Origin of the sequence: Streptomyces sp. NPDC093544, from assembly GCF_040683495.1 — a bacterium.
Classification (GTDB): Bacteria; Actinomycetota; Actinomycetes; order Streptomycetales; family Streptomycetaceae; genus Streptomyces.
Genome location: NZ_JBFBEA010000008.1, coordinates 226,492 through 248,094, shown reverse-complemented (window position 1 = coordinate 248,094; position 21,603 = coordinate 226,492). Strand labels below are relative to the sequence as shown.

Annotated in this window: 18 protein-coding genes; 8 read left to right on the top strand and 10 right to left on the bottom strand. The window is 69.4% G+C overall.

The window, feature by feature from the left end; all coding sequences use genetic code 11:
• Nucleotides 1-8: 8 nt before the first annotated feature.
• Entirely contained in the window at nucleotides 9-635 is a 627-nt protein-coding gene (locus tag AB0N66_RS14665) for a GntR family transcriptional regulator (RefSeq protein ID WP_365433655.1), read from the bottom strand.
• A 106-nt stretch (nucleotides 636-741) separates the two neighbouring features.
• Nucleotides 742-1,617, bottom strand: coding sequence for an AraC family transcriptional regulator (locus AB0N66_RS14660; RefSeq protein ID WP_365433404.1), 876 nt, complete (start codon nucleotides 1,615-1,617; stop codon nucleotides 742-744).
• 87 nt (nucleotides 1,618-1,704) lie between these two features.
• On the opposite strand from AB0N66_RS14660, the gene AB0N66_RS14655 reads away from it, so the two are divergent.
• Complete coding sequence (locus AB0N66_RS14655; RefSeq protein WP_365433401.1) at nucleotides 1,705-2,718, top strand: aldo/keto reductase; 1,014 nt, start codon at nucleotides 1,705-1,707, stop codon at nucleotides 2,716-2,718.
• A gap of 21 nt (nucleotides 2,719-2,739) precedes the next feature.
• On the opposite strand, the gene AB0N66_RS14650 is transcribed toward AB0N66_RS14655, so the two are convergent.
• Nucleotides 2,740-3,753: an endonuclease/exonuclease/phosphatase family protein gene (locus AB0N66_RS14650; protein WP_365433398.1), complete on the bottom strand. Its 1,014-nt coding sequence runs from the start codon at nucleotides 3,751-3,753 to the stop codon at nucleotides 2,740-2,742.
• Nucleotides 3,754-4,007: 254 nt separating this feature from the next.
• On the opposite strand from AB0N66_RS14650, the gene AB0N66_RS14645 reads away from it, so the two are divergent.
• The 3 genes from AB0N66_RS14645 to AB0N66_RS14635 are packed head-to-tail and all read left to right on the top strand — an operon-like array spanning nucleotide 4,008 to nucleotide 6,566.
• Nucleotides 4,008-4,973 (top strand): aldo/keto reductase, encoded by a 966-nt coding sequence (locus tag AB0N66_RS14645; protein ID WP_365433395.1) that lies wholly within the window; start codon nucleotides 4,008-4,010, stop codon nucleotides 4,971-4,973.
• A gap of 5 nt (nucleotides 4,974-4,978) precedes the next feature.
• Nucleotides 4,979-5,923, top strand: a complete 945-nt coding sequence (locus AB0N66_RS14640) for an NAD(P)-dependent oxidoreductase (RefSeq protein ID WP_365433392.1) — start codon at nucleotides 4,979-4,981, stop codon at nucleotides 5,921-5,923.
• Nucleotides 5,913-6,566 (top strand): TetR/AcrR family transcriptional regulator, encoded by a 654-nt coding sequence (locus AB0N66_RS14635; protein ID WP_365433389.1) that lies wholly within the window; start codon nucleotides 5,913-5,915, stop codon nucleotides 6,564-6,566. Before AB0N66_RS14640 ends, AB0N66_RS14635 begins: the two co-directional genes overlap by 11 nt.
• Before the next feature lies 1 nt (nucleotide 6,567).
• On the opposite strand, the gene AB0N66_RS14630 is transcribed toward AB0N66_RS14635, so the two are convergent.
• Nucleotides 6,568-7,587 (bottom strand): LLM class flavin-dependent oxidoreductase, encoded by a 1,020-nt coding sequence (locus AB0N66_RS14630; protein ID WP_365433386.1) that lies wholly within the window; start codon nucleotides 7,585-7,587, stop codon nucleotides 6,568-6,570.
• A gap of 170 nt (nucleotides 7,588-7,757) precedes the next feature.
• On the opposite strand from AB0N66_RS14630, the gene AB0N66_RS14625 reads away from it, so the two are divergent.
• Entirely contained in the window at nucleotides 7,758-8,723 is a 966-nt protein-coding gene (locus AB0N66_RS14625; RefSeq protein WP_365433383.1) for an LLM class F420-dependent oxidoreductase, read from the top strand.
• Nucleotides 8,724-8,753: 30 nt separating this feature from the next.
• The gene (locus AB0N66_RS14620) at nucleotides 8,754-9,176 is read left to right on the top strand and encodes a hypothetical protein (RefSeq protein WP_365433380.1); all 423 of its coding nucleotides are present in this window, start codon (nucleotides 8,754-8,756) and stop codon (nucleotides 9,174-9,176) included.
• Between the two features lie 78 nt (nucleotides 9,177-9,254).
• On the opposite strand, the gene ligA is transcribed toward AB0N66_RS14620, so the two are convergent.
• The 6 genes from ligA to AB0N66_RS14590 form a co-directional block, all read right to left on the bottom strand.
• Nucleotides 9,255-11,342, bottom strand: coding sequence for an NAD-dependent DNA ligase LigA (ligA, locus tag AB0N66_RS14615; protein WP_365433377.1), 2,088 nt, complete (start codon nucleotides 11,340-11,342; stop codon nucleotides 9,255-9,257).
• A 62-nt stretch (nucleotides 11,343-11,404) separates the two neighbouring features.
• On the bottom strand, nucleotides 11,405-12,052 hold the full coding sequence (locus tag AB0N66_RS14610) for a response regulator transcription factor (RefSeq protein ID WP_365433374.1): 648 nt from the start codon (nucleotides 12,050-12,052) through the stop codon (nucleotides 11,405-11,407).
• A complete protein-coding gene (locus AB0N66_RS14605; protein WP_365433371.1) occupies nucleotides 12,049-13,242 on the bottom strand; it encodes a sensor histidine kinase in 1,194 nt (397 codons plus the stop codon). Before AB0N66_RS14605 ends, AB0N66_RS14610 begins: the two co-directional genes overlap by 4 nt.
• A gap of 188 nt (nucleotides 13,243-13,430) precedes the next feature.
• A complete protein-coding gene (locus tag AB0N66_RS14600; protein WP_365433368.1) occupies nucleotides 13,431-14,567 on the bottom strand; it encodes an extracellular solute-binding protein in 1,137 nt (378 codons plus the stop codon).
• Between the two features lie 254 nt (nucleotides 14,568-14,821).
• Nucleotides 14,822-16,471 (bottom strand): alkaline phosphatase D family protein, encoded by a 1,650-nt coding sequence (locus AB0N66_RS14595; RefSeq protein ID WP_365433365.1) that lies wholly within the window; start codon nucleotides 16,469-16,471, stop codon nucleotides 14,822-14,824.
• A gap of 255 nt (nucleotides 16,472-16,726) precedes the next feature.
• On the bottom strand, nucleotides 16,727-18,970 hold the full coding sequence (locus AB0N66_RS14590; RefSeq protein WP_365433362.1) for an MMPL family transporter: 2,244 nt from the start codon (nucleotides 18,968-18,970) through the stop codon (nucleotides 16,727-16,729).
• 242 nt (nucleotides 18,971-19,212) lie between these two features.
• On the opposite strand from AB0N66_RS14590, the gene AB0N66_RS14585 reads away from it, so the two are divergent.
• Nucleotides 19,213-19,965 (top strand): TetR/AcrR family transcriptional regulator, encoded by a 753-nt coding sequence (locus tag AB0N66_RS14585; protein WP_365433359.1) that lies wholly within the window; start codon nucleotides 19,213-19,215, stop codon nucleotides 19,963-19,965.
• 93 nt (nucleotides 19,966-20,058) lie between these two features.
• Complete coding sequence (locus AB0N66_RS14580; RefSeq protein ID WP_365433356.1) at nucleotides 20,059-21,534, top strand: TIGR00366 family protein; 1,476 nt, start codon at nucleotides 20,059-20,061, stop codon at nucleotides 21,532-21,534.
• Nucleotides 21,535-21,603 lie beyond the last annotated feature (69 nt).

The following is a 21,603-nucleotide window of genomic DNA, read 5'->3' as shown; positions in this document are numbered from 1 at the left end:
GCCTCTGCCTAACCGGCGAGCAGCACCTTCAGCGTCGACTGCAGATGACTGTCGATCGCGGCGCACGCGGCCGTCGCGTCCCCGGCCGCGAGCGCGGTGAGGATGTCCTGGTGCTCATGGAGCACCGCCTCCTGGCGGCCGTGCTGGTTGTAGAGCGCCACCACTCCTGTCCTGACCTGACGGCTGCGCAGCCCGTCGTAGTGCCGTTCGAGCAGTGTGTTGCCCACGGCGGACACGAGGGTGGAGTGGAAGAGGTGATCGACGGCGATGAACTCCTTGGCCTGGTCAGGACCGTTCAACTCCCGCTGCCGCCGCAGGAGATCACCCAGCTCCTCCAGCGGAACCCGCTTCGCACCGATGACCTGCTGCGCCGCGTACCGCTCGACGATCCCGCGCAGCTCCATCAGCTCGGAGATCTCCCGGCCCGACAGCGGCGCCACACGCGCACCCCGCTTGGGCACCAGCTGTACGAGATCCTCGGCGGCGAGCAGCAGCAGCGCTTCCCGGATGGGGGTGCGCGACACCCCGATCCGGTCGGCGATGTCCTGCTCCGAGAGAAACTCTCCCTGCATCGCCGGATCCGTCAGCACCGTGTCCTTGAGGTACGCGTACGCCTTCTCCCGACCCGACGCCACCACTACCCCCAGAGATCGCATACACCTTGTATACGGAAGCTACCACGCGGTCCGCAGCGGTGAGGCGGCCTCGCGAACACCCGATCCGAGGCCTCGCGCCGATCGCTCACTCGGCAGTCATCAGCCGGCCGCGCAGCCGGACCGCGTCCTGGGCCGGCGGGAGGCCGTAGGCGTGTCGGTACTCCCTGCTGAACTGGGTGGCGCTCGCGTATCCGACCGCTTCGGCGGCTTGGGCCGCCGTGGTGTCCCCACCCACCAGCAGGCGGCGCGCCTGCTGCAGGCGCAGCTGTTTCTGGAAGCGCATAGGGCTCATGCCGGTGGCGGCCTTGAAATGGCGGTGCAGCGTGGCGCTGCTCATGTGTGCCGCCGCCGCGATCTCCTCCACGGTGAGCGGTGCGCTGTAGTGCGTGCTGATCCATGCGGCGGCGTCCCGGATCCGGGACGCACCGGAGTCGACCATCGCGAACTGGCGCAGGACCGGGCCGAGCGGACTGCCGAGCAATCGGTAGAGGATCTCGCTTTCCATACGGCCCGCCAGGGGGCGGATGTCGTCCGGGGTGTCGAGCAGTCGCACCCACCGGGTGACCGCCTCGACGAGTTCCGCCGTCATCGCAGCGGTGACCTGCCCACCTGGGCCGGGAATCGCGCTTGGGCTTGTCTCGTCCAGTTCCAGCAGCAGATCTGTGAGCACCCGGCTGTCGAGGTGCAGCACCGCTGAACGGTACGGCGCCCGCTCGAAGGTGGCCGTGACCGGCAGCACGACCGAGCTCAAGAACATCTCCCCGCGGCCGGCCACCCAGCTCCGGTCGCCCGCGAGGGTGCGCTTGGCGCCGTCGGCGACGAAGCAGACCATCGGCTCGTACAGCAGATCGGTGGCGGCGACGAGCTCGTCGAGTGCGACCACCGTCAGGCGGGGCACCGGGGTGATGGACCACCAGCCGTCCGTGTGCCGGGCGATGGCGGCGGCAAGCTGGTCGAGCAAGACGCACTCCCGTGGTGAGAGGATTGGGCAATCCTATGCGATCAGCGCCCCATGACCCGCGGTGGCCGCCCGCCTAGCGTGGACGGTATGACTCAGGACGACACGAACAAGGGCCTGCCCCAGCGCAAACTCGGCACCCAGGGCCTGGAGGTCGGGGCGATCGGCCTCGGCACGATGGGCATGACGATGGCCTACGGCGCCGCCGACGAGACGGGCGGCATGGCCACCATCCGCCGGGCCCACGAACTGGGCGTCACCCTTTTCGACACGGCGGAGCTGTACGGCATGGGCAGCGGGAGCAACGAACAGCTGCTGGGCCGCGCCGTGCACACCTTCCGCGACGACATCGTCATCGCCACGAAGTTCGGCTTCGATCTGACCGACCCGAACAAGATCGGGGCCGGTCTGGACAGCCGGCCCGAGCACATCCGGGAGGTCACCGAGCAGAGCCTGCGCCACCTCGGCACCGACCACATCGACGTGCTCTACCAACACCGTGTCGACCCGGACGTACCCATCGAGGACGTGGCAGGAGCGGTCGGTGAGCTGATCGCCGAAGGCAAGGTGCGCTACTTCGGCCTCAGCGAGGCCGGCCCCGACGTCATCCGGCGAGCCCACGCAGTTCACCCGGTCTCCGTTCTGCAGACCGAGTACTCGGTGTTCGAGCGTGCCGTGGAGGCGGAGGTGCTGCCGGTGGTGCGCGAGCTGGGCATCGGGTTCGTGCCGTACTCGCCGCTGGGCCGCGGCTTCCTCACCGGAGCGGTGCGGCCCGCCGCCGAGTACCCCGCCGACGACATGCGCAGCTGGGACGAGCGCTGGCAGCCCGGGAACTACGAGAGGAACCTCGCCGCCGTGCGTCGGCTGACCGAGCTCGCGGACTCCAAAGGCATCGCTGTCACACAGCTGGCCCTGGCCTGGCTGCTTGCCCAGGGCGACGACATCGTGCCCATCCCTGGCACCCGCAGTCCCGACCGTGTCGCCCTGAACGTAGCCTCTGCGCACGTCACGCTCACCCCCGAGGACCTCGCCCGCGTCCAGCGGATCCTGCCGCAGGGCGCTGCCGGCTCCCGCTATCCCGAGGCCATGATGCCGACCTGGTGACCGCGGCCGGCCGGCCCCGCCCTACACCGGAAGCAGTGCCAGTACCGCCACGACGGCCCGATGGTCCGTACCCGGCAGCGTGCGCTCGCCCACGGAGACCGCCGCCAGGCCGGATCCGTGCAGGACATGGTCCAGCTGGACCATCGGCGGCACGACCGGAAGGCCGACAGGCCAGGTGCGGGGCCATCCGTGGCCGAGTTCGGCGTGGGTGTCGGTGAGCCCGGCGGCCAGCAGTCTGCGCATCGGGGCGTGGTCCAGGGAGGCGTTGAAGTCGCCGAGGAACACGGTGTCGGGGCCGCTGCGCCGGGCCAGGGAGGTGAGTGCGGTCATGTCCCGCGTCCAGCGGTCCGCGTCTCCCAGCGGGTAGTAGGTGTGGACGGCCACGAACTTCACCGTGCGTCCGCCGACGGTCATCTCGGCGGTGGTCTGGGGCCAGGCGGTGTCGGCGTCCGTCGTACCGCCGTGCGACAGCGGGCGCCGTGAGTAGATCGAGGAGTCGTACTCCGGGTGGAGTTCGCGGTACGGCATCAGCGCGCCCAGACCCGCCTTGTCCAGCGCGGCCACCCCGCTGGGCGGCAGTTGCTCCAGGGCGAGCACATCGATCCGCTCGGTGCGGACCAACTCCACCACCGCGCGCGGATCGGCGCCGCCGACATCGGTGTTGAGGGTTGCCACACGCAACTCCGCTGCGCCCGGCGGAACATGACGGCTCTCAGGGACGAACCGCGGTACCAGCAGCCCTGTTTGAACGACCACGAGAGCCGCGACGACCGCCACCGCCCATCGCGAGCGCAGAGCGGGAACGGTGACCATGACGCCCAGTACCAGCACGCTGAGCACGGCTGAGTAAGGGAAGAGCACCATGGGCACCGCGAGGGGCGTTCCCGCGTCAAGTCCCGTCAGCCGTACGAGGAGCAGCCCGACGGGAGCGGCGAGCACGAGGCCGCAGCCCAGCAGCCCCCAGGTCCGCCCGCGCCTTCCGCGTGTCCGCCGCGGGTCGGGGGCGTGCGAGGTGCCGGTCACCGTGCGTGTCATCCGCTCCCACCCTCGATTCGTCCCCGTCCCGGGATGGTGACGATCATCGGCCTCCCGGGACGGGGACGACGGTACGACGTCTACGGGTCCGGCCGTCGACGGCTGCTGGGCGCCGACGACCGACCTGCTTCGGAGTTTCGTACGAAATGTCCGGCTTTCTCTTGTCGTTTCGAAACTGTCAGTTTAGTTTTGTTTATGCGGGGAGGGTGTTCCGGACCCGCGGGGTCCGGTCTCCCCGGCGCACTGGAGGAGCTATGCATTCGACGAAGCTCAGGACGGGCAAGCTGGGCGCCACCGGCATGGAGATCACCCGGGTGGGTGTCGGGGCGTGGGCGATCGGCGGAGGCGGCTGGGAGTTCGGCTGGGGTCCGCAGGAGGACGGCGAGTCGGTGGCCGCGATCCATCGGGCACTGGAGCTCGGGGTCAACTGGATAGACACCGCGGCCGCCTATGGCTTCGGCCGGTCCGAGCAGGTGGTCGGCCGGGCGATAGCAGGCCTGACGGAGCGGCCGTACGTGTTCACCAAGGCGTCCCTGCTCGACGACGGCACCGGCCACGTCCGCCACAGCCTCAAGCGGGACTCGGTCCTGCGGGAGGCCGAGGCGAGCCTGACACGGCTCGGCATCGACGCGATCGACCTGTACCAGATCCACTGGCCGATCCCTGAGGAGGACATCGAGGAGGGCTGGTCGGCCCTGGCCGAACTGAAGGAGCAGGGGCTCGTGCGTCACATCGGCGTATCCAACTTCGACGTCGGGCAGCTGCGGCGCATCCAGGCGATCGCGCCCGTGGAGACCCTCCAGCCGCAGTACTCGTTGGTCGACCGTGGTGTCGAGGACGAGATCCTGCCCTTCGCCGAACACGAGGGGATCGGCGTCATCGTCTACTCGCCGATGGGCTCCGGCCTGCTCACCGGCGCGATGACGCGCGAGCGTATCGAGCACCTTCCGGCGGACGACTGGCGCGCCCGCGACCCGCGGTTCGCCGAGCCGCACCTGTCGCGGCACCTGGCACTGGTCGCGCGGCTGCAGGTGGTCGCCGACCGGCACGGAGTGAACGCGGGGGCCGTCGCGGTCGCGTGGGCGCTGCACAACAGCGCGGTGGACGGCGCGATCACCGGATTCCGTCGGCCCGCACAGGTGGACCCGGTCGTCGCCGCGGCGGACCTGGAACTCACCGAACAGGACATCAGCGAGATCGAAGAAACCGAAGGAAGGTGACGACCATGACCACGATCGGATTCGTCGGGCTGGGCGCCATGGGCAGCCGGATCGCCGGCCGCCTGCTGGACGGCAACCAGGTGTACGGCACGAACCGCACGGAGTCCCGGGCAGGAGAACTGATGGACCGGGGCATGGCCTGGCGCGCGACCCCGCGTGAGGTCGCCGCGGAGGCCGACGTGGTCTTCAGCATGGTCACCGATGACGCGGCGCTGAAGGCGGTCACCTCAGGCCCGGACGGGATTCTCGCCGGTCTGGCCCCGGGCAACGTCTACGTCGACATGAGCACGGTCAGCCCGCAGGCCAGCCGGGAGCTGGCACAACGTGTGCAGGCTCTGGGCGCCACCCTGCTCGACGCCCCGGTCTCCGGCAGCGTCACCGCGGCAGCCGACGGCACCCTCGCCATCATGGTCGGCGGCCCGGACGAGGCCTTCCAGGCGGTCGAGCCGCTACTGCACCAGGTCGGCCATACGGTCACCCATGTCGGCGCGAACGGCCAGGCACTGCTGCTCAAGCTCGCCATCAACATCAGCCTCGCCGCGCAGATCCTCGCCTTCAGCGAGGGCGTCCTGCTGGCCGAACGCGGTGGAATCGACCGGACACTGGCAGCGCGGGTGATGGCCACCAGCGCCATCGGATCGCCGACCGTGCAGGCGCGCGTCCCGCTCATACTGGACCTGCCCGAACACGGGTGGTTCGATGTGGAGCTCATGCACAAAGACATCGGGCTCGTCCTGGAAGCCGCCGACGACCTAGGCCTCCCGGTTCCCTCGGCCGCCGTCACCGACACCATGCTGACCAAGGCCGAACAACTGGGTTACGCACACCGCGACATCGCTTCCCTCTACGAGGTCCTTGACCACACGGCCGCAGAACCCCGTCGACCGGCCGGTCCGAGCCCCGTCGACGTGCCGAAGCCGGCGCCGGCGGGAGCCGCACGTGAAGACTGACCAGCAGGAGGCGGTCCCACAGCGCGGCAGACCGCGCAGCGAGAAGGCGCGCGAGGCGATCCTCGACGCGGCGGCGGAACTTCTTCTGGAGCGTGGCCTGTCCGCCGTGAGCATGGACACCGTCGCCGCTCGGGCGGGCGTCAGCAAGGCGACGATCTACCGCTGGTGGCCGACCAAGGAGACCCTCGCGGCGGACGCCCTGTATCACGAATGGGCCGAGGTCCCGGCGGCCCTTGACACCGGATCGCTCCGCGACGACCTGGGCAGCCTTCTGCGTCCCTGGGTGGGGCTCGCCGACCGGCGTCCGTACGGACGTGTGGTCGCGGCCCTGCTCACCCAGGTGCAGACAGATCCACAGTTCGCCCAGGAGTATCACGCACGCTTCGTCGAACCCCGTCGGGACCAGGCTCGTGCGATCTTCCGCCGCGCGATCGAGCGCGGCGAGATCTCCGCCGACACCAAGATCGAAGTCGTACTGGACCTGCTCTACGGCCCGGTCTACCACCGGCTGCTGCACGGTCACGCACCACTCAGCGACCAGTTCGTGTGCGATGTCATCGACACCGTCCTCGACGGAGTCGCGCCAAACGATCGTCCGGCAGCCCCGGCAGCCCCGGCAGCCCCGGCAGCCCTGGCAGGGTGAATCAGGCCGCCGTTTGCCGGCCGAGTCGAGGGCCGAGCCTGGTGGCGATGTCGGTGAGGATCTGGACGTAGTCGTCGTGGCCGAAGGTGAAGGGCAGCGCGAACGCCACCTCGTCGACCTCCCGGAACGCCGCGTGGGCGTAGAGCCGTTCGGCGATCTCGTCGCTGCTGCCGACGAGGTCGGGGGCGAACATCATGCGCGCCGGTCCCTGAGGTGTGGCGGTACGGGGCATCCGCTTGCGGGCGTACTCCTCGTACTTCGCGCGCTGCTCCGGCGTGGCGCTGTCGGTGGGGATGACGACGAGGCCCTGCGAGACACGGGCGCGGTCACCGTCGGGATGGTGGGTGCGGAAGGCCCGGATGTGCGAGAGCTGGATCTCGGCGAAGTCCTCCGACTCCTCCGCCTTCACCACGCTGCTGGTCAGGAAGTTCATACCGTGTTCGCCGGCCCACTGAGCCGACCGCAGGCTTCCGCCGCCGTACCACATGCGCCGGCCCAGGCCGGGGGAGTGAGGCTGAACGCGGTCGGAGAACACCTCGAAGCCCTCGACGCCGCTGAAGTCCGTGGCAGGTTTCCCGCGCACGAAGTCCAGCAGCCGTTCCATGCGGTCGTAGCTGAAGTCCTCCGCGTCGGCGGTGTCGGGGTACAGCGCGCTCTTGACCTGGTCGTAGTGCATCGGCGGGCCGACACTGAGGCCCGGATTGAGGCGGCCGCGGGACAGGATGTCGACCGTCGCCAGGTCCTCGGCCAGCCGCAGTGGGTTCTCCCATCCCAGAGGGATGACCGCGGTGCCCAGCTCGATGCGGCTGGTGCGCTGTGATGCCGCCGCCAGCACGGCGACCGGCGAGGAGATGCCGTACTGAAGATGACGGTGTCGCACCCACGCGCTGTCGAATCCGAGCCGCTCACCCAGCTCGATGATTTCAAGTGTCGACTCGTGTCCCTGGCCCGGATTGTCTCCGTCGAACAGCCCGATGGTCAGGAAGCCCAGTTTCCGCAACGGGTTCGAGGGCAGTGGCACAGGGCTCCTCCATCGTCCGCGGCGAGTTCCGCCGAACACCGGTGCTGACTCCATTGTGGCAGGCGGGAGCCGTGTGCCGATGGGTGGGCCGCCGGTCGAAGGGCCGACATCCCGGCTTGGCGATGCCTCGGCGATGTTTCGGGAGGGACGATATCGGCAACCCGCTCACTATGGTGCAAATCGGCTACACGATGATGACCGAGCAGGCGGGCCCCCGTGCACTCGTGGAGGACGTGGTAGCCGCGGAGCGGGCAGGCTTCGACTTCTCCGTCACCTCCGACCACTACTTCCCCTGGCTCGCGTCTCAGGGCCACGCTCCGTACGCGTGGAGTGTGCTCGGTGCGGCAGCGCAGGCCACCGACCGGATCCCGCTGATGACCTACGTGACCTGTCCGACCGTCCGTTATCACCCGGCAGTGATCGCGCAGAAGGCCGCGACCATGCAGCTGCTCTCCCAGGGGCGATTCCGGCTCGGGCTGGGCTCCGGAGAGAGCCTCAACGAACATGTGGTGGGTGCGGGCTGGCCGTCTCCGCGGATTCGGATCGAGATGCTCGAAGAGGCGGTGGAGATCATCAGGGCGCTCTTCGCCGGAGGCAACGTCAATCACCAAGGTGCCCACTTCGACGTGGCGAACGCCAGGCTCTGGGATCTGCCGGACGAGCTGCCGCCCATCGGCGTGGCCGTCTCCGGCGAGCTCTCCTGCTCGCTCGCCGGCCGACTCGCGGACCTGGTCATCGCCACCGAGCCCAAGCCCGAACTGCTCGACTCCTTCGACCGGCACGGCGGCCGCGGCAAGCCGCGGGTGGGCCAGCTCCCGGTCTGCTACGACACCGACCGGGACGCGGCGATCGCTCGCGCGCACGATCAGTTCCGCTGGTCCGTCGGAGGCTGGCCGGTGAACTCAGAACTCCCGGGTCCTTCGGGATTCGCCGGAGCGACCGAGTACGTCACTCCGCAGGACGTGGCGCAGACGATTCCCTGCGGCGACGATGTCGACCTCTTCGTCGAAGCGGTACGCCCTTACGCGGAAGCCGGATTCACCGAGATCGCCCTCATCCAAGTGGGCGGCGATCAGCAACTCCCCTTCATCGCCTGGGCCGAGAAGGAGCTCCTGCCCGCACTGCGCGAACTGTGACCGACGACGACACTGGAGAGACCGGACACCATGAGCGACAACGACACCTCGTCAGCCAAGCCCTCCGGCGACCCGACCGACGCGGAGACCTCGTCCACCGACCTGGTGCAGGTAGTGCTGGGCGCCTGTTCGGCTGCCGACGCGGACACCGTGTTCCGCGCGCTGGGCTCCCGCTTCGCCTCCGATCGCGGCGAGGACACACCGGCACAGCTCAGCGACACCCACCCCGACACGTGGACCAGCGCCTTTCTCGTTCCGCACAGCGCTGCCCCGCTGTCCGGAACGATCCTGGCGGGCTCGGTCATCGCAGACCTCCAGGGCGGTCCGGTGGCCGTCGGCCGGCTGCGCGAGACTCTCGCATCCGGCTTCGCCGTCGAGGCGACGGGATCGGCCTCCGGCGACCAGGAGGTGGATCTCCAGCTCCGGCTCACGGCCGCCGGCAACACGGCATGAGCAGGTGTATGAGCAGGAAAGCCCGCAAGTCTGGGGAGACGTTCGCTCGAAAGGCGTGAGGCGCCTCGCCGGGCGGGATCAGTCGAAGTAGTCGGCGACGAGGGCGGCGAACTCGTCGGGGCCGGCCAGCCGGATGCCGAGGGTCTCGGCCTTGGCACGCTTGGAGCCCGCGTTGTCTCCGGCGACGACCAGGCTGGTCTTCTTGGAGACGCTGGAGGAGGAGCGGCCGCCGGCGCGCTCGATCAGTTCGTTCATCTGGTTGCGGCTGAGTCTCTCCAGCGCGCCGGTCATCGCACCGGTGACGACGACCGTCATCCCGGCCAGCGGTCCGTCCGACGGCTCGGCGGAGCCGCCTTCCGCGTCGTCGTCAGCGGCGGCAGGGGCGGGCGGGGTGGCGCCGGGCTCGGTCATGTTCACCCCGGCTTCGACGAGTTTGTCGATGAGCGGGGCGAGTTCGGTGAGCTCAGCGACAATGGTCGGCGCCTTCTCGGTGCCGATGCCGTCGACCTGCTCCATCGTTTCGGCATCGGCGGCCCGGACGTTGTCCATGGTGGCGAAGTACCGGGCGATCCGACGGGAGATGGAGCGGCCGGTGCCGCGGACGCCGAGCGCGCACAGCACCCGAGACAGTGGCCGCGTCTTCGCCGTGCCGATCGCCGTGAGGAGATTGTCGGTACTCGTCTCGCCCATCCGCTCCAGGCTCAGCAACTGCTCGCGGGTGAGGGCGAACAGATCGGCCAGGTCGGCGACCAGTCCCGCTTCGACGAGCTGGACGACGCGGGTCGTGCCGAGGCCCTCGATGTCGAGCTGGTCACGGCCGACCGCGTAGGAGAGGGAGGCGACCAGATGGCAGTTGCGGCCGTTCTCACAGCGCCAGCGCTGTTCACTGGTGTCGATACCGGAGCCGCACCGCGGACACACCTCGGGGAAGGCGATGGGCTGTTCCTCGCCGGTGCGCAGATGGGCGACGGGGGCTTCGATGCGGGGGATGACGTCGCCGGCACGGTGGACCATGACGTGGTCGCCCAGACGGAGGTCGCGGCGGGTGATGTCGGCGGGGTTGTGCAGGGTGGCGTAGGTGATGGTGGCACCGTCGATCTCGACGGGTTCCAGCACGGCGCGCGGGGCGATGATGCCGGTGCGGCCCACGTTCCACTCCACCGCCAGCAGCCGGGTGATCTTCTCCACGGCGGGCAGTTTGTAGGCGATCGCCCAGCGCGGGGCGCGCGAACCGGAGCCGGCGGCCTGCTGGTCGGCCGCGAGGTCGGCCTTGATGACGATTCCGTCGATCCCGAACGGCAGCTCGGCGCGCAGCGCGGCGATCTCCTGGACCCGGGCCAGAACCTGCTCAACCGAGTCGGCGGTGGTGCCGGCCACGGCGGTGGTGGCGGTGGTGTTCACCCCGAATCCGGCCGCCTGCGCCATGAGGTCGCTGTGCGCGAGCTCGCCAAGACGCGTCGCGAGCGCCTCCTCGGTGTCGGGCAGCGGCAGCAGACCGTAGCCGAAGAAGGTCATCGGCACGGTGTAGGCACGGTCCTTGGCGCGCAGGGTGCCCGCCGAGGCGCCGCGCGGGTTGGCGAACGGCTGCCCGCCATGCGCGGTGCGTACCTCGGTGGCGTGCTCGAACTGCGCCGTGGTCATCAGGACTTCGCCGCGCACCTCCACAGTGACCGGCTCGGTCAGCATGTCCGGCAAGCCCTCGATGGTGCCGATCGCGTGCGAGACGTCCTCCCCGGCCGTCCCGTCACCGCGCGTGATCAGCCTGGTCAGGCGGCCGTGGGTGTAACGGGCCGCGATCGCGAGTCCGTCCAGCTTGGGCTCCACACTGAACTGCCCGACGTCGTGGCCGATCCGCCGGGCCAGTGACGCCGTCCAGGTGGCGAACTCCTCCGGCGAGAACACGTTGTCCAGGCTCAGCATCGCCACCGTGTGCGGCACATCCCCCTCCGCGGCGCCGCCGGCGACCTTCCCGGTCGGCGAGTCCGGCAGCACCTGATCGGGATGGTCGGCCTCCCACGCCGCGATGCCACGCACCAGTCGGTCGTAGTTGTCGTCGTCCAGCACCGAGGTGCCGCCCGCGTAGTAGGCGGCGGACGCCTTCACCGCGTCCTCGACCGCCTGCGCGTAGGCGGCGGCATCCACGATCACTGCAACTGGTGTTGTCATGCCCGTCATCTTGCCTGCCACCACTGACAATGCCCTGGTACGCGGGCGGGGCCCTCCGCAGGTCAGGTGAGTTCGAGAAGTCCTCTGCGGACGGCTTCCGAGACGGCGGCCGGCCTGTTGGCGACCTCGAGTTTGCGGTAGATCCGGACGAGGTGGGTCTTGACCGTGGCCTCGCTGAGGAACAGTTTCTCGGCGATGGCCCGGTTGCTGCGGCCCGCCGCCATCAGACGGACGACCTCGATCTCGCGCCGGCTCAACTCACGGTCCGGGCCCACCACTTGGCCGACGAGTTCAGCGACGATCTGCGGAGCCAGCCCGATGGAGCCGGTGGCCGCGGTGCGGACCGCTCGGAACAGTTCCTCGGGCAGCCCGGCCTTGGGTACGTAGCCTCGGGCGCCCGCCTCCAAAGCGCGGACGACATCGGCCCGTCCCGCGTAGCTGGTGAGCATCACCGCCGCCACCTTCGGGGCCACGACGGCGAGCTGCCGGATGGCCTCGACGCCGTCCATCCCGCTCCCCGAGCCCCCGAAGCGAAGATCCATCAGTACGACGTCCGGCATCAACCGCACTGTCAGCCGGACAGCTTCCTCACCGCTGCCGGCTTCGGCGACCACATCGAGGTCCGGTTCGCCGTCCAGAAGGGCGCGCAGCCCGGCACGTACGACGGCATGATCGTCCGCGATGAGCACGCGCAGTGGTTCGGCGGTCATCCGGCGGTCACCGGGGGCAGGGGCGCGACCGGCTCGAGCCGGGGCCGTACGGACACCGTGGCCCGGATCGTGGTCCCCCCGCCCGGCGCGCTGCTGACGTCGAGGTCACCGCCGTATTCACGCAGGCGTGCCCGGGCGGCGGGCAGCCCGAATCCGCGGCCCGTCCGCGCGTCGGTCACGAGGATCCCGGCCGGGGCGAAGCCGATTCCGTCGTCGGACACCTCGAGATCCACCTGATGCGGCTGCCGACGGAGCGTGATGAGCACGTTCACCGCGTGGGAGTGTTCGCGCACGTTCGCGAGCGAACTCTGCGCGACACGGAACAGGGCCCCGGCCAAGTGCTCGTCAATGACCGGCTGGTGCTGTCCCACCGACCGGAACCGCACATGTGCCGCGGTCCCGCCGGCCCGGGAACGGTCACACAGCAGACGCAGCGCGCCCTCCAGGCCGGTCTCGGCGACGTCGGAGGGGGTGAGGTCGCGGAGGATCCGCCGGGTCTCGGTAAGGTTGGTGTCGAGGCCGTCGGCCACGGCACGGACGCGGGTCCGTGCCACGTCCGGCCGCTTCTCCCAGTCACGCTCGGCGGCCTGCAGCAGCATCAGACCGCCGGCCAGGTCCTGGGCCAGCGTGTCGTGCAGATCGCGGGCGATACGGGTCCGCTCGGCCAGGACACCGGCCTGGCGTTGCTGCCTCGCGAGGACGTCGCGGGTGTCGCGCAGTTCCTCGACCAGGCGCTGGCGGACCGCGGCATCCCGTTGCTGGGCGCGGTACAGGGCGACGGTTCCCCAGACGGCCGCCACGGGGATCAGCACGAGCTCCGTACCGAAAGGGCCGTGGGAACGGATCAGCGCCAGGGCGAGTACGACGGTGATCACGGCCACCGCCACCGCCGCGGAGCGGTTGCCGAGCGCTCGCAGTGCCACACAGGCCAGCGGGACGGCACACCAGACGTAGTCCGGTGTCAGCGGCACCGGTGCGATCCAGATGAGGAGGGTCCACAACACGAGCAGTGACAGGATCCAGGAACCCCGGCCGAGCGGACCGAGCCGGCTCGACAACGCTGGCCCGCCCGCGTACGCCAGTGCCAGCAGCGCGCTGACGGTCACTATGTGCCAGCACAGTGGGGAGTTGAGCCGGGCGAGCCGTACGAGGGAGGCTCCGACCACGAGGAAGAACGCGACGTGTGACACATGGGCCAGGTTGGGCCGACCGCCACGAACGGTCGGCGGAACGCAGTCGGCCACGGCAGATTCCCTCCGGCGGGCCAATCCCTTCGGCCAGGCCAGTGAGTCTATCGGCGGCTTGTATGACTCACGTGAAGGGTGGGGCTGTTGGTCGATCCGTCCGGTCCGCGCACGGACGGATCGACCAACGGCCCCTAGGCGCCCGGGTGCAGGCCCAGCCAGCCCGGTGTCGCCTCGCCCGTCACCTCGCCGAAGTACAGGGCGAAGGTCTGCTTCAAGCGTTCGACCTCAGCGCGGTCGGCCATGAACTGGGGGAAGTCGAGGTACACGTCCGGGTACTCCCAGAGAGGCTGCATGCCCGCCGGAGGAGTCACGTCGGTGCGTACCGACCAGCCGTTGGAGGTCGTCTGCTGCCGGGCGGTCGAGAGCTGCCAGTTCAGATAGAGCTTGGCGGCGGTCGGATTCTTCGCCTGCTTGAGGATCGCGGCCCGCTGCCCCCACGCGATGAAGGGGTGGCCGTCGGGGACGATCAGTTTCGTCGGAGAGGTGGCGGACTGGAGCGGCGAGCCGCCCACGCCGACGGCGATCGTCTTCTGCCCGGCGACGACAGCGTCCGACGCCAGGCCGCCCCGCAGGTACTGGTTGTCCTGGGCGGCGTACGCGGCCACCCAGTCCCAGCCGTACTTCTCCACGTACTTCGTGAAGAGGTAGAGAGTCGCGTCGTCGTCGTGCGGGTAACGCGACGCGATCTTGCCCTTCCACTTCGGGTCGATCAGGTCGAGCGGGGTCTTCGGGGCGTCCGAGCCGGCCGCGGCGATGTTGTAGAGGAAACTGAAGGCGTTCGCCTGGACGGCGACGCAGGAGCCGTTCTGCTCCTTGAAGCCGTCGTAGACCTTGGAGAAACCGGCCGGTTTGTAGCGCAGCAGACGGCCCTCCTCGTCCCAGCGCGTGAAGTCCTGCAGTGTCTGCAGTTGTACGACGTCGGGGACGAGGGTGTCGGTCGCGAACTGGTTGTCGACGCGGGCGTCGTGGAACTTGCTGTAGTCGACGATCAGCGTCAGCTCGATACCGGGGAAGCGGCTGCGGAAGGCCTGCCTGGTGGCTTCCTGCTGTGCCTGGAAGTCCCCGCCGGCATAGATGACGAGCTTGCCGTCCTCCGCCAGCGCGGCCTCGTAGAGTTCGTCGAGCGTTCTGGTCTCCTCGGCGCCGGTGGTGGACCGGGTTGCGGCGGGCGTGGCTGCGGCGGCGGGGGCCGCGGTGGCGCCGAGCGCTCCGAGACCGAGGGCGGTACCGGTGGCGAGAACACGTCGTCTGCTGATGAAGCTGGACACGCTGAAGCACCTCTCTGCGGGGGGTGAGGTCGTACGGGCCACGGCGCCATGGTCAGAAGTGATTCTGGTGCCGCCGAGAGGTATTGCGCGTCGCCCGTACGGAGCGGCCGACGGGCGGAAGGTGGAAGCCGCGTTCAACCCAACGGTTGAACGACGGCCACGGACGGCGGGGAAAGCGAGCGGAGAGCGCCCCCGCCGGTCGTGGGGCGCTCTCCGACATGCAGCCGCTGTACGGCTCCGGCCTTTCCGGCGGATCACACGGCGTTGAGCCCCGGTTCGCCTGCCGTCACGGCCCAGGAAGCGGTGGTGCTGACCGGCGACTGGCGGACCGCGATGCTGTCGACGGTCCGGGCGTCGGTGGTCCACTGCTGTCGGCCGACGTTGAGGCGCAGGTATCCGCGGCGCGAGCCGTCGAAGTAGCGGACGTGCGGATTCAGGAGCGGGTTGTAGGCCTTGAGGGGGGCGTCGAAGGCGATGGGGAAGTCGGAACTGATGCTGGTCGCGGTGAACTCGACCGCGACCGGGTCGCTGTCCAGGTCGTCGCGGTCGATCCGCAGATCGCTGAACCACGACGAATGGATGTCCCCGGCGAGCACGACCGGGTTGGCCACCTGGGCGTCCCGCAGGAAGCGGAGGAAGCTCGCGCGGGCGGGGTCGTATCCGTCCCACTGGTCGAGGTTGGCGATGGGCGGCAACGGGTGTGTCGGGTCAAGGAAGTTGGGGAATCTGATCTGGCTCATCATGACCTGCTGGGCGACGACGTTCCAGCGCGCCGGGGAGCGGCGCAGCCCTTGCCGCAGCCACTTCTCCTGCGCCGCCCCGGTGAGGGTGCCGTCAGTGTTGCCCAGGCCGGCCGCGACGCTGCCGAAGTCGGTGGAGAAGCCGCCGGGCTGGTCGGTGCGGTACTGGCGGGTGTCCAGGACGTTCAGCCGGAGGAGGTCGCCGAAGTCGAAGCGGCGGTAGAGCCGGTAGTCCGAGGAGCCGTTGACGAATCTGCGCCGCAGCGGCATGTGCTCGTAGTAGGCCTGATAGGCGGCGGAGCGCTGGCGGGCGAAGGCGGCGAGGTCCTGATGGCGCGCGCCGGTGTCGTCGATCTCGTCGACCACACCGGCGTAGTTGTTCTCCACCTCGTGGTCGTCCCAGGTGACGATCCAGGGGAAGGCGGCATGGGCCGCCTGCAGGGCCGGATCGGTCTTGTACTGGGCGTGCCGGGCACGGTAGTCGGCGAGCGTGACGAGTTGGTCGAGGCCGGAGGTCTGCGGGGCGGTGTGCAACCGGTCTGCGTAGGCGCTGCTCGGGTCGTACTCGTAGATGTAGTCGCCGACGTGCAGGACCACATCGAGGTCCTCCTCGGCGAGTGCGGTGTACGCGGGCCAGTAACCGTTCTGCCAGTCCTGGCAGTTGATCAGGCCGATCCGCAGTCCGCCGGGGCGCGAGCGGGGCGCGGGGGCGGTACGGGTCCGGGCGACCGGGCTGATCTCACGGCCCGTACGGAACCGGAACCAGTAGTCGCGGCCCGGCGCCAGGCCGCGTACATCCGCGTGGACGCTGTGCGCTTGCGCGCGTTCGGCGGTCTCGGTGCCGCGCCTGACGACCCGGCGGAACCGCTCGTCAGTGGCGATCTCCCACTCCACGCGCACTGGGCGGGTCCCCATGGACGCGGCGTCGTAGGGATCGGCGACCAGCCGGGTCCACAGGACGACCCCGTCCGGCAGCGGGTCGCCGCTGGCCACGCCGAGCTTGAAGGGATCCTGGTGCACCGGTTCCGCGTGGGCGGTTCGGATGTTCAGCGCCTGTGCGCTCGCCACGACGGCGGAGCCGACCAGCAGGCCGCGCCGGCTGAGGGCGGCGGGCCGGGGCCCGGGTCTGGCAGGGGACGAGGAAGGTTCGTTCGTGGGTGACACCACAGGCCTCCGTATGCCGATGCATGGGCTGAGCCAAGGACCGGGGTGAGCCAAGCACATTGTGATTGACCAGCCAAGACAAGTGACGCCATACGAGGGGAAGTTGGGGCATCGGGCGGCGCGTCCACCGGGCAGGCCGGTCGGCATTGGAGCGGCGAACTCCGGCTCCAGTGCTGCCGAGTCGATCCCGTGTGCGGCCGTGCCCGCCTCCCGTGTGGGGGAGGCGGGCATGTGGTCGGGCGTGGGCTCGGGTGGTCAGCCTTGCGCCGAGTTCTTCACGTACGGCGACTTGGCTACGAGCTCGCCCGCAGCTGCGGGTTCGGGCGCGGGGGCGCCTTCACTGAGGCCGAACCGCCCGTGGAACTTTCGCAGGAAGCCGGGCGCGTACCAGGCCGAGCGGCCGAGCAGGCGCATCGCGGCGGGTACCAGGATGCCCCGTACGGCGACGGCGTCGATGAGGATGGCCAGCCCGCTGCCCAGGCCGAACATCTGCATGAAGCTGAGCTTGGCCGTCCCGAAGGCGAAGAAGCTCACCGCGAGCAGGCAGGCCGCCGCGGTGACGATGCGTCCCGTGTGTCCGAGGCCGTTGGTCACCGCGGACTCGTTGTCCTCGCCCAGGTCGTGGAGTTCCTTGATCCGGCTGGTGACGAAGACCTCGTAGTCCATCGAGAGGCCGAAGGCGATGCAGAACATCAGCACGGTCATGGACACATCCATCGGCTGTGCCGTGAAGCCGAGCAGCGAGGAGAGGTGGCCGTCCTGGAAGATCCAGGTCATGACGCCGAGGGTCGCTCCCAGACTGATCAGGTTGAGGAGCAGCGCACGCAGCGGCTGCACGACGCTGCCGGTGAACAGGAAAAGCAGGAGGAAGGTCGTGAGGGCGACCAGGGCCACGGCGATCGGGAGCCGGCCGGCGATCGAGTCCTTGGAGTCGACCAGTACGGCGTCGACTCCGCCCACCAGGGGGTGTGACCCGGCGGGCGGGGCGACCGCCCGCACCTCCTCGACCAGGCTCTGGGCCTCGTCCGACTTCGGTGCCAGGGCGCTCACCACATTGATCTGCTGCGCGCCGGGGCGGCCGAGGGCGCTGTTGCCGGGGTCGGTCGCCGTGGATTGTCCGTCGGCGTAGATTCCCGTGCTGGTCTCGACGCGGACGACGCCCTCGAGCCCCGACAGTTCGACCGCGTACGACTCCAGCGGGGCCTTGCTCAGGGGTTTGTCGATGACGACGTGCAGGGCCGCGTCGTCGTTGCCGTTGAACTTGTCCCGCAGTACCGAGGAGACCTGGCGGCTTTCGGCGTCCTCGGGAAGCACGCGTTCGTCGGGTGTGCCGAAGGTGATGCCGAGGAGCGGGCTCGCCGCCAGCAGCAGGACCGCGAGCACGGGCAGCGCGGTGAGCGCGGGCCGCCGCATGACGGTGCCGGCCAGCCGTCCCCAGAAGGGGGCGCGGGTGTCGGAGCGCCCGGGGTTCGTCCACGGCAGCCGCCCGCTGTTGACCCGGTGCCCCAGGACGACGAAGAGGGCCGGCATGACGAAGAGGGTGCTGACGGCCGCGATGACGACCACACCGACCCCGGCGTAGCCGAACGAGCGCAGGAAGTACTGCGGGAACACCAGGAGTGCCCCGAGCGCGGCCGCCACCGTCGCGGCGGAGAACGCGACCGTACGGCCCGCGGTGCTCACCGTCCGGCGGACGGCGTCGTCCACGCTCGCCCCTGTTGCGAGCTGCTCCCGGAAGCGGCTGACCATGAGAAGGGCGTAGTCGATACCGAGACCGAGTCCCAGGGCGGTGGTCAGGTTGATCGCGAAGACCGAGACATCGGTGACACTGCCGAGGACGTAGAGCTCCGCGAAGGTGCCCGCGATGGCGATGACGCCGATCCCCAGCGGCAGCAGGGCCGCGACCATGCTGCCGAAGATGAGCACGAGCAGCACGAGGGTCAGCGGCACGGCGATGGCCTCGGCCAGGAAGAGATCCTCGCCCGACTGGGTGCCCATCTCGCTGGTCACTGCGGCGCCCCCGCCGGCCTGGACGGTGAGTGCGCCCTCGTACGGCCCGGTGTAGGCGTCGATGACGGCCTTGGCGTTCTCGTCCCGCTCGGTGCCTTCACCCTTCACATGGGCGAGCACCATGGCTTCGCGACCGTCCTTGGAGCGGAGGTCGGGGCTGGCCGTGTCCCAGTACGAGATCACGTTCTCAAGGTTCTTCTCCTCCTTGAGGTCGGCCACCAGGACCCCGCCACTCCGCCGGGCGGCCGGGGCGTCGATCAGGCCTTCGGAGGAACGGACCAACAGGATCAGGTTCGTCTCCCCGCCGAACTTGTCGTCGATGACCTCCCCGGCCCGGGTGGACTGGGAGGCCGGGTCGTCGTAGCCGCCACCCAGCAACTTGCCGAACGCTCCGGCGCCCAGGACGCCCATCAGGGCCACAGCCAACACGGCGACGACGAGTATCAGTCGAGACCGGCGAATCGCCAGTTCGGCTATGCGTTCAAACACGAACGGTCTCCTTTGATGTCCATACGGTGAAAACGGCGCGAAACAGCCCGAGTTGACCAACGGGGTGGGCCGGCGCGGTGCTCTGCGGAGTTCCTTCACCCCGTCAGAAGCGGTGCGGTGTCGCACTCTTCGTCGCCAAGAACGACGTTAGTGAGGCGGAAGGAAATTTGGCAGTGTTAGATTTTCTTCACACCAAGCGATTTCCGGGTGGCCCACAGGAGCGACCGTCGTACGGTCATCCCATGCCCGTGGAGGAACACGCGATGACCCCGCCCACCCTGCGCGAGCGCCGCCGGGCCGCCGCAACCCAGGAGATCCTTGACGCCGCCGAACGCCACATCACCGAGCACGGGCCCGCGGCCCTGTCCCTGCGGGCGGTGGCCCGCAGCCTCGGAATGACCGTGCAGGCGCTTTACCACTACTTCCCGAGCAGGGACGCGCTTGTCACGGCGGTCGTGACGAAGGCGTACGACGACTTGGCCGACGCCGTACAGGCCGCGGTCGACACCGCGGCGGAGGACCCGGCCCTGCCGCGCCTGGTGGTCGCGGCCGAGGGCTACCGTCGATGGGCCATCGCCCACCCCGAGTGTTTCCAACTCCTCTACGGAACGCCGCTGCGGGACTACGCGGCACCCGCCGAGGGCCCGACCACCCAGGCGACGCGCCGGATGAGCACGATCTTCGAGCGCGAGCTGTTCGACGGGTTCACCGCGGCACAGCTTGCCGCGGCCGACACCCCCGCGCTCTCGCCCTCGCTCCGGGCATACCTGGAACAGCTGCCGCACTACGGTCAGGGACATCTGCCGCCCGCCGCGACCGCCCTCCTGCTCAGCGCGTGGGGACACCTGCATGGCCTCGTCGTCCTGGAGGTGTTCGGGCACACCTCTTTCCTCGCCGACCACCAGGCCGAGATCTTCCGCACGGCAATGCGGAACCTGCTTGCCGACATCCACCGCCGGATCCCCGAGGACGTCGACCGTACGGGCCCCGCATAACGGCGCCGGAATGGGATGACGATGAGGCGCATGAGGCACCTGGGTCTGTGGGGAGCATCTACCCAGCCCTGACCGCCTACAGGAGGAGACGCGATGGCAACGGCGCCCCCGCAGGATCCGGACCGGACGTCGAGCCGGGAGAACTGGCTGGCACGCATGGCTCTGCGTTTCACCGCCTTCACGGAGAAGTGGCTGCCCGATGCGCTGGGCTTTGTGCTGGTGGGCACCTTCGCGGTCTTCGCGCTCGGTCTCGCGACCGGCGAGAAACTGCTCGGCGCACCCTCCGATCCGGCGGCGACGACCGGTTATGGCCTCGTCGACGCGTGGGGTCAGGGATTCTGGTCGCTGATCACCTTCACCCTGCAGATGGCGATGATCATTATCGCCGGATACGCGGTAGCGGTGTCGCCACCGGTCGGCCGGCTGATCGCCAGAATCGCGCGGGTGCCGCGTACGCCGCGCGGCGCCATCGCGTTCACCGCGGCCGTCGCGATGGTCAGCTCGTATCTGAACTGGGCCTTCAGTCTCATCTTCACCGCGATCCTCGCCAAGGAGATCGCGCGTCGGGTCGCAGGCGTGGACTACCGGGCGCTCGGCGCGATGGCCTTCCTCGGCCTCGGAACCGTATGGGCCCAGGGCCTGTCGGGGTCGGCGGCGCTTCAGGTGGCCAGCGCCGCGTCCAGTCCGCCCGCGGTCCAGGAGGTCATCGCGGAGGGACGGGGCAGCGGCCTCATCCCCCTGACCGAGACCATTTTCCTGTGGCAGGGCATCGTGGCCACGGCGATCATCTTCGTCATCGCCGTCGGCACGGCCTGGCTCCTGTCGCCCTCACCGGAGCGCGCGAAGACCGCCGAACAACTGGGCATCGAGCTGGGCCCCAGCGTCGGCGAGGAACGCTCGCAGCTGCGCCGCAGCCGGCCCGGAGAGTGGATCGAGTACAGCCCCGTCTTCGCGATCCTGCTGTTCGGGCTCGGCGCCTGGTATCTGGCCCGGCATTTCGCCCGAGCGGAGGGCAGCGCCCTCAACGCCCTGGACCTCAACACGATCAACCTCATCCTCATCCTGCTCGCGCTCATCCTGCACTGGCGGCCCGTACGCCTCGCGCAGGCCGTCAAGGACGGGACGCCTGCGGCCTCCGGCGTCCTGCTGCAATTCCCTTTGTACGGCGGCATCTTCGGGATGATCGCGTTCACCGGGCTGAGCAAGACCATCGCCGGCTGGCTGGTGTCGGTGTCGAACCAGTTCTTCTATCCGGCGTTCATCGCCATCTACAGCTGCATCCTCGGCGTCTTCGTCCCCAGCGGCGGCAGCAAATGGGTCATCGAGGCGCCCTACGTGCTCGACGCGGCCAACCAACTCGAGGTGAACCAGGGCTGGGTGGTCGTCGTCTACGACCTCGGTGAGGCCAGTGCCAACCTGCTGCAGCCCTTCTGGATGCTGCCCACACTCACCATCCTGGGGCTCAAGGCACGCGACATCATGGGCTACACCTTCGCCATGTTCCTGGTCTGCTTCCCCGTCGTACTGATCCTCGTCACCCTCTTCGCCCGCACCCTGTCGTTTCCCTGAAAGTCCAAGGGCCCGGGGGACGAGGGAACTCCGGGAGTGCTCCTGCCGTTCTCCCCCTGAGGCAGCCAC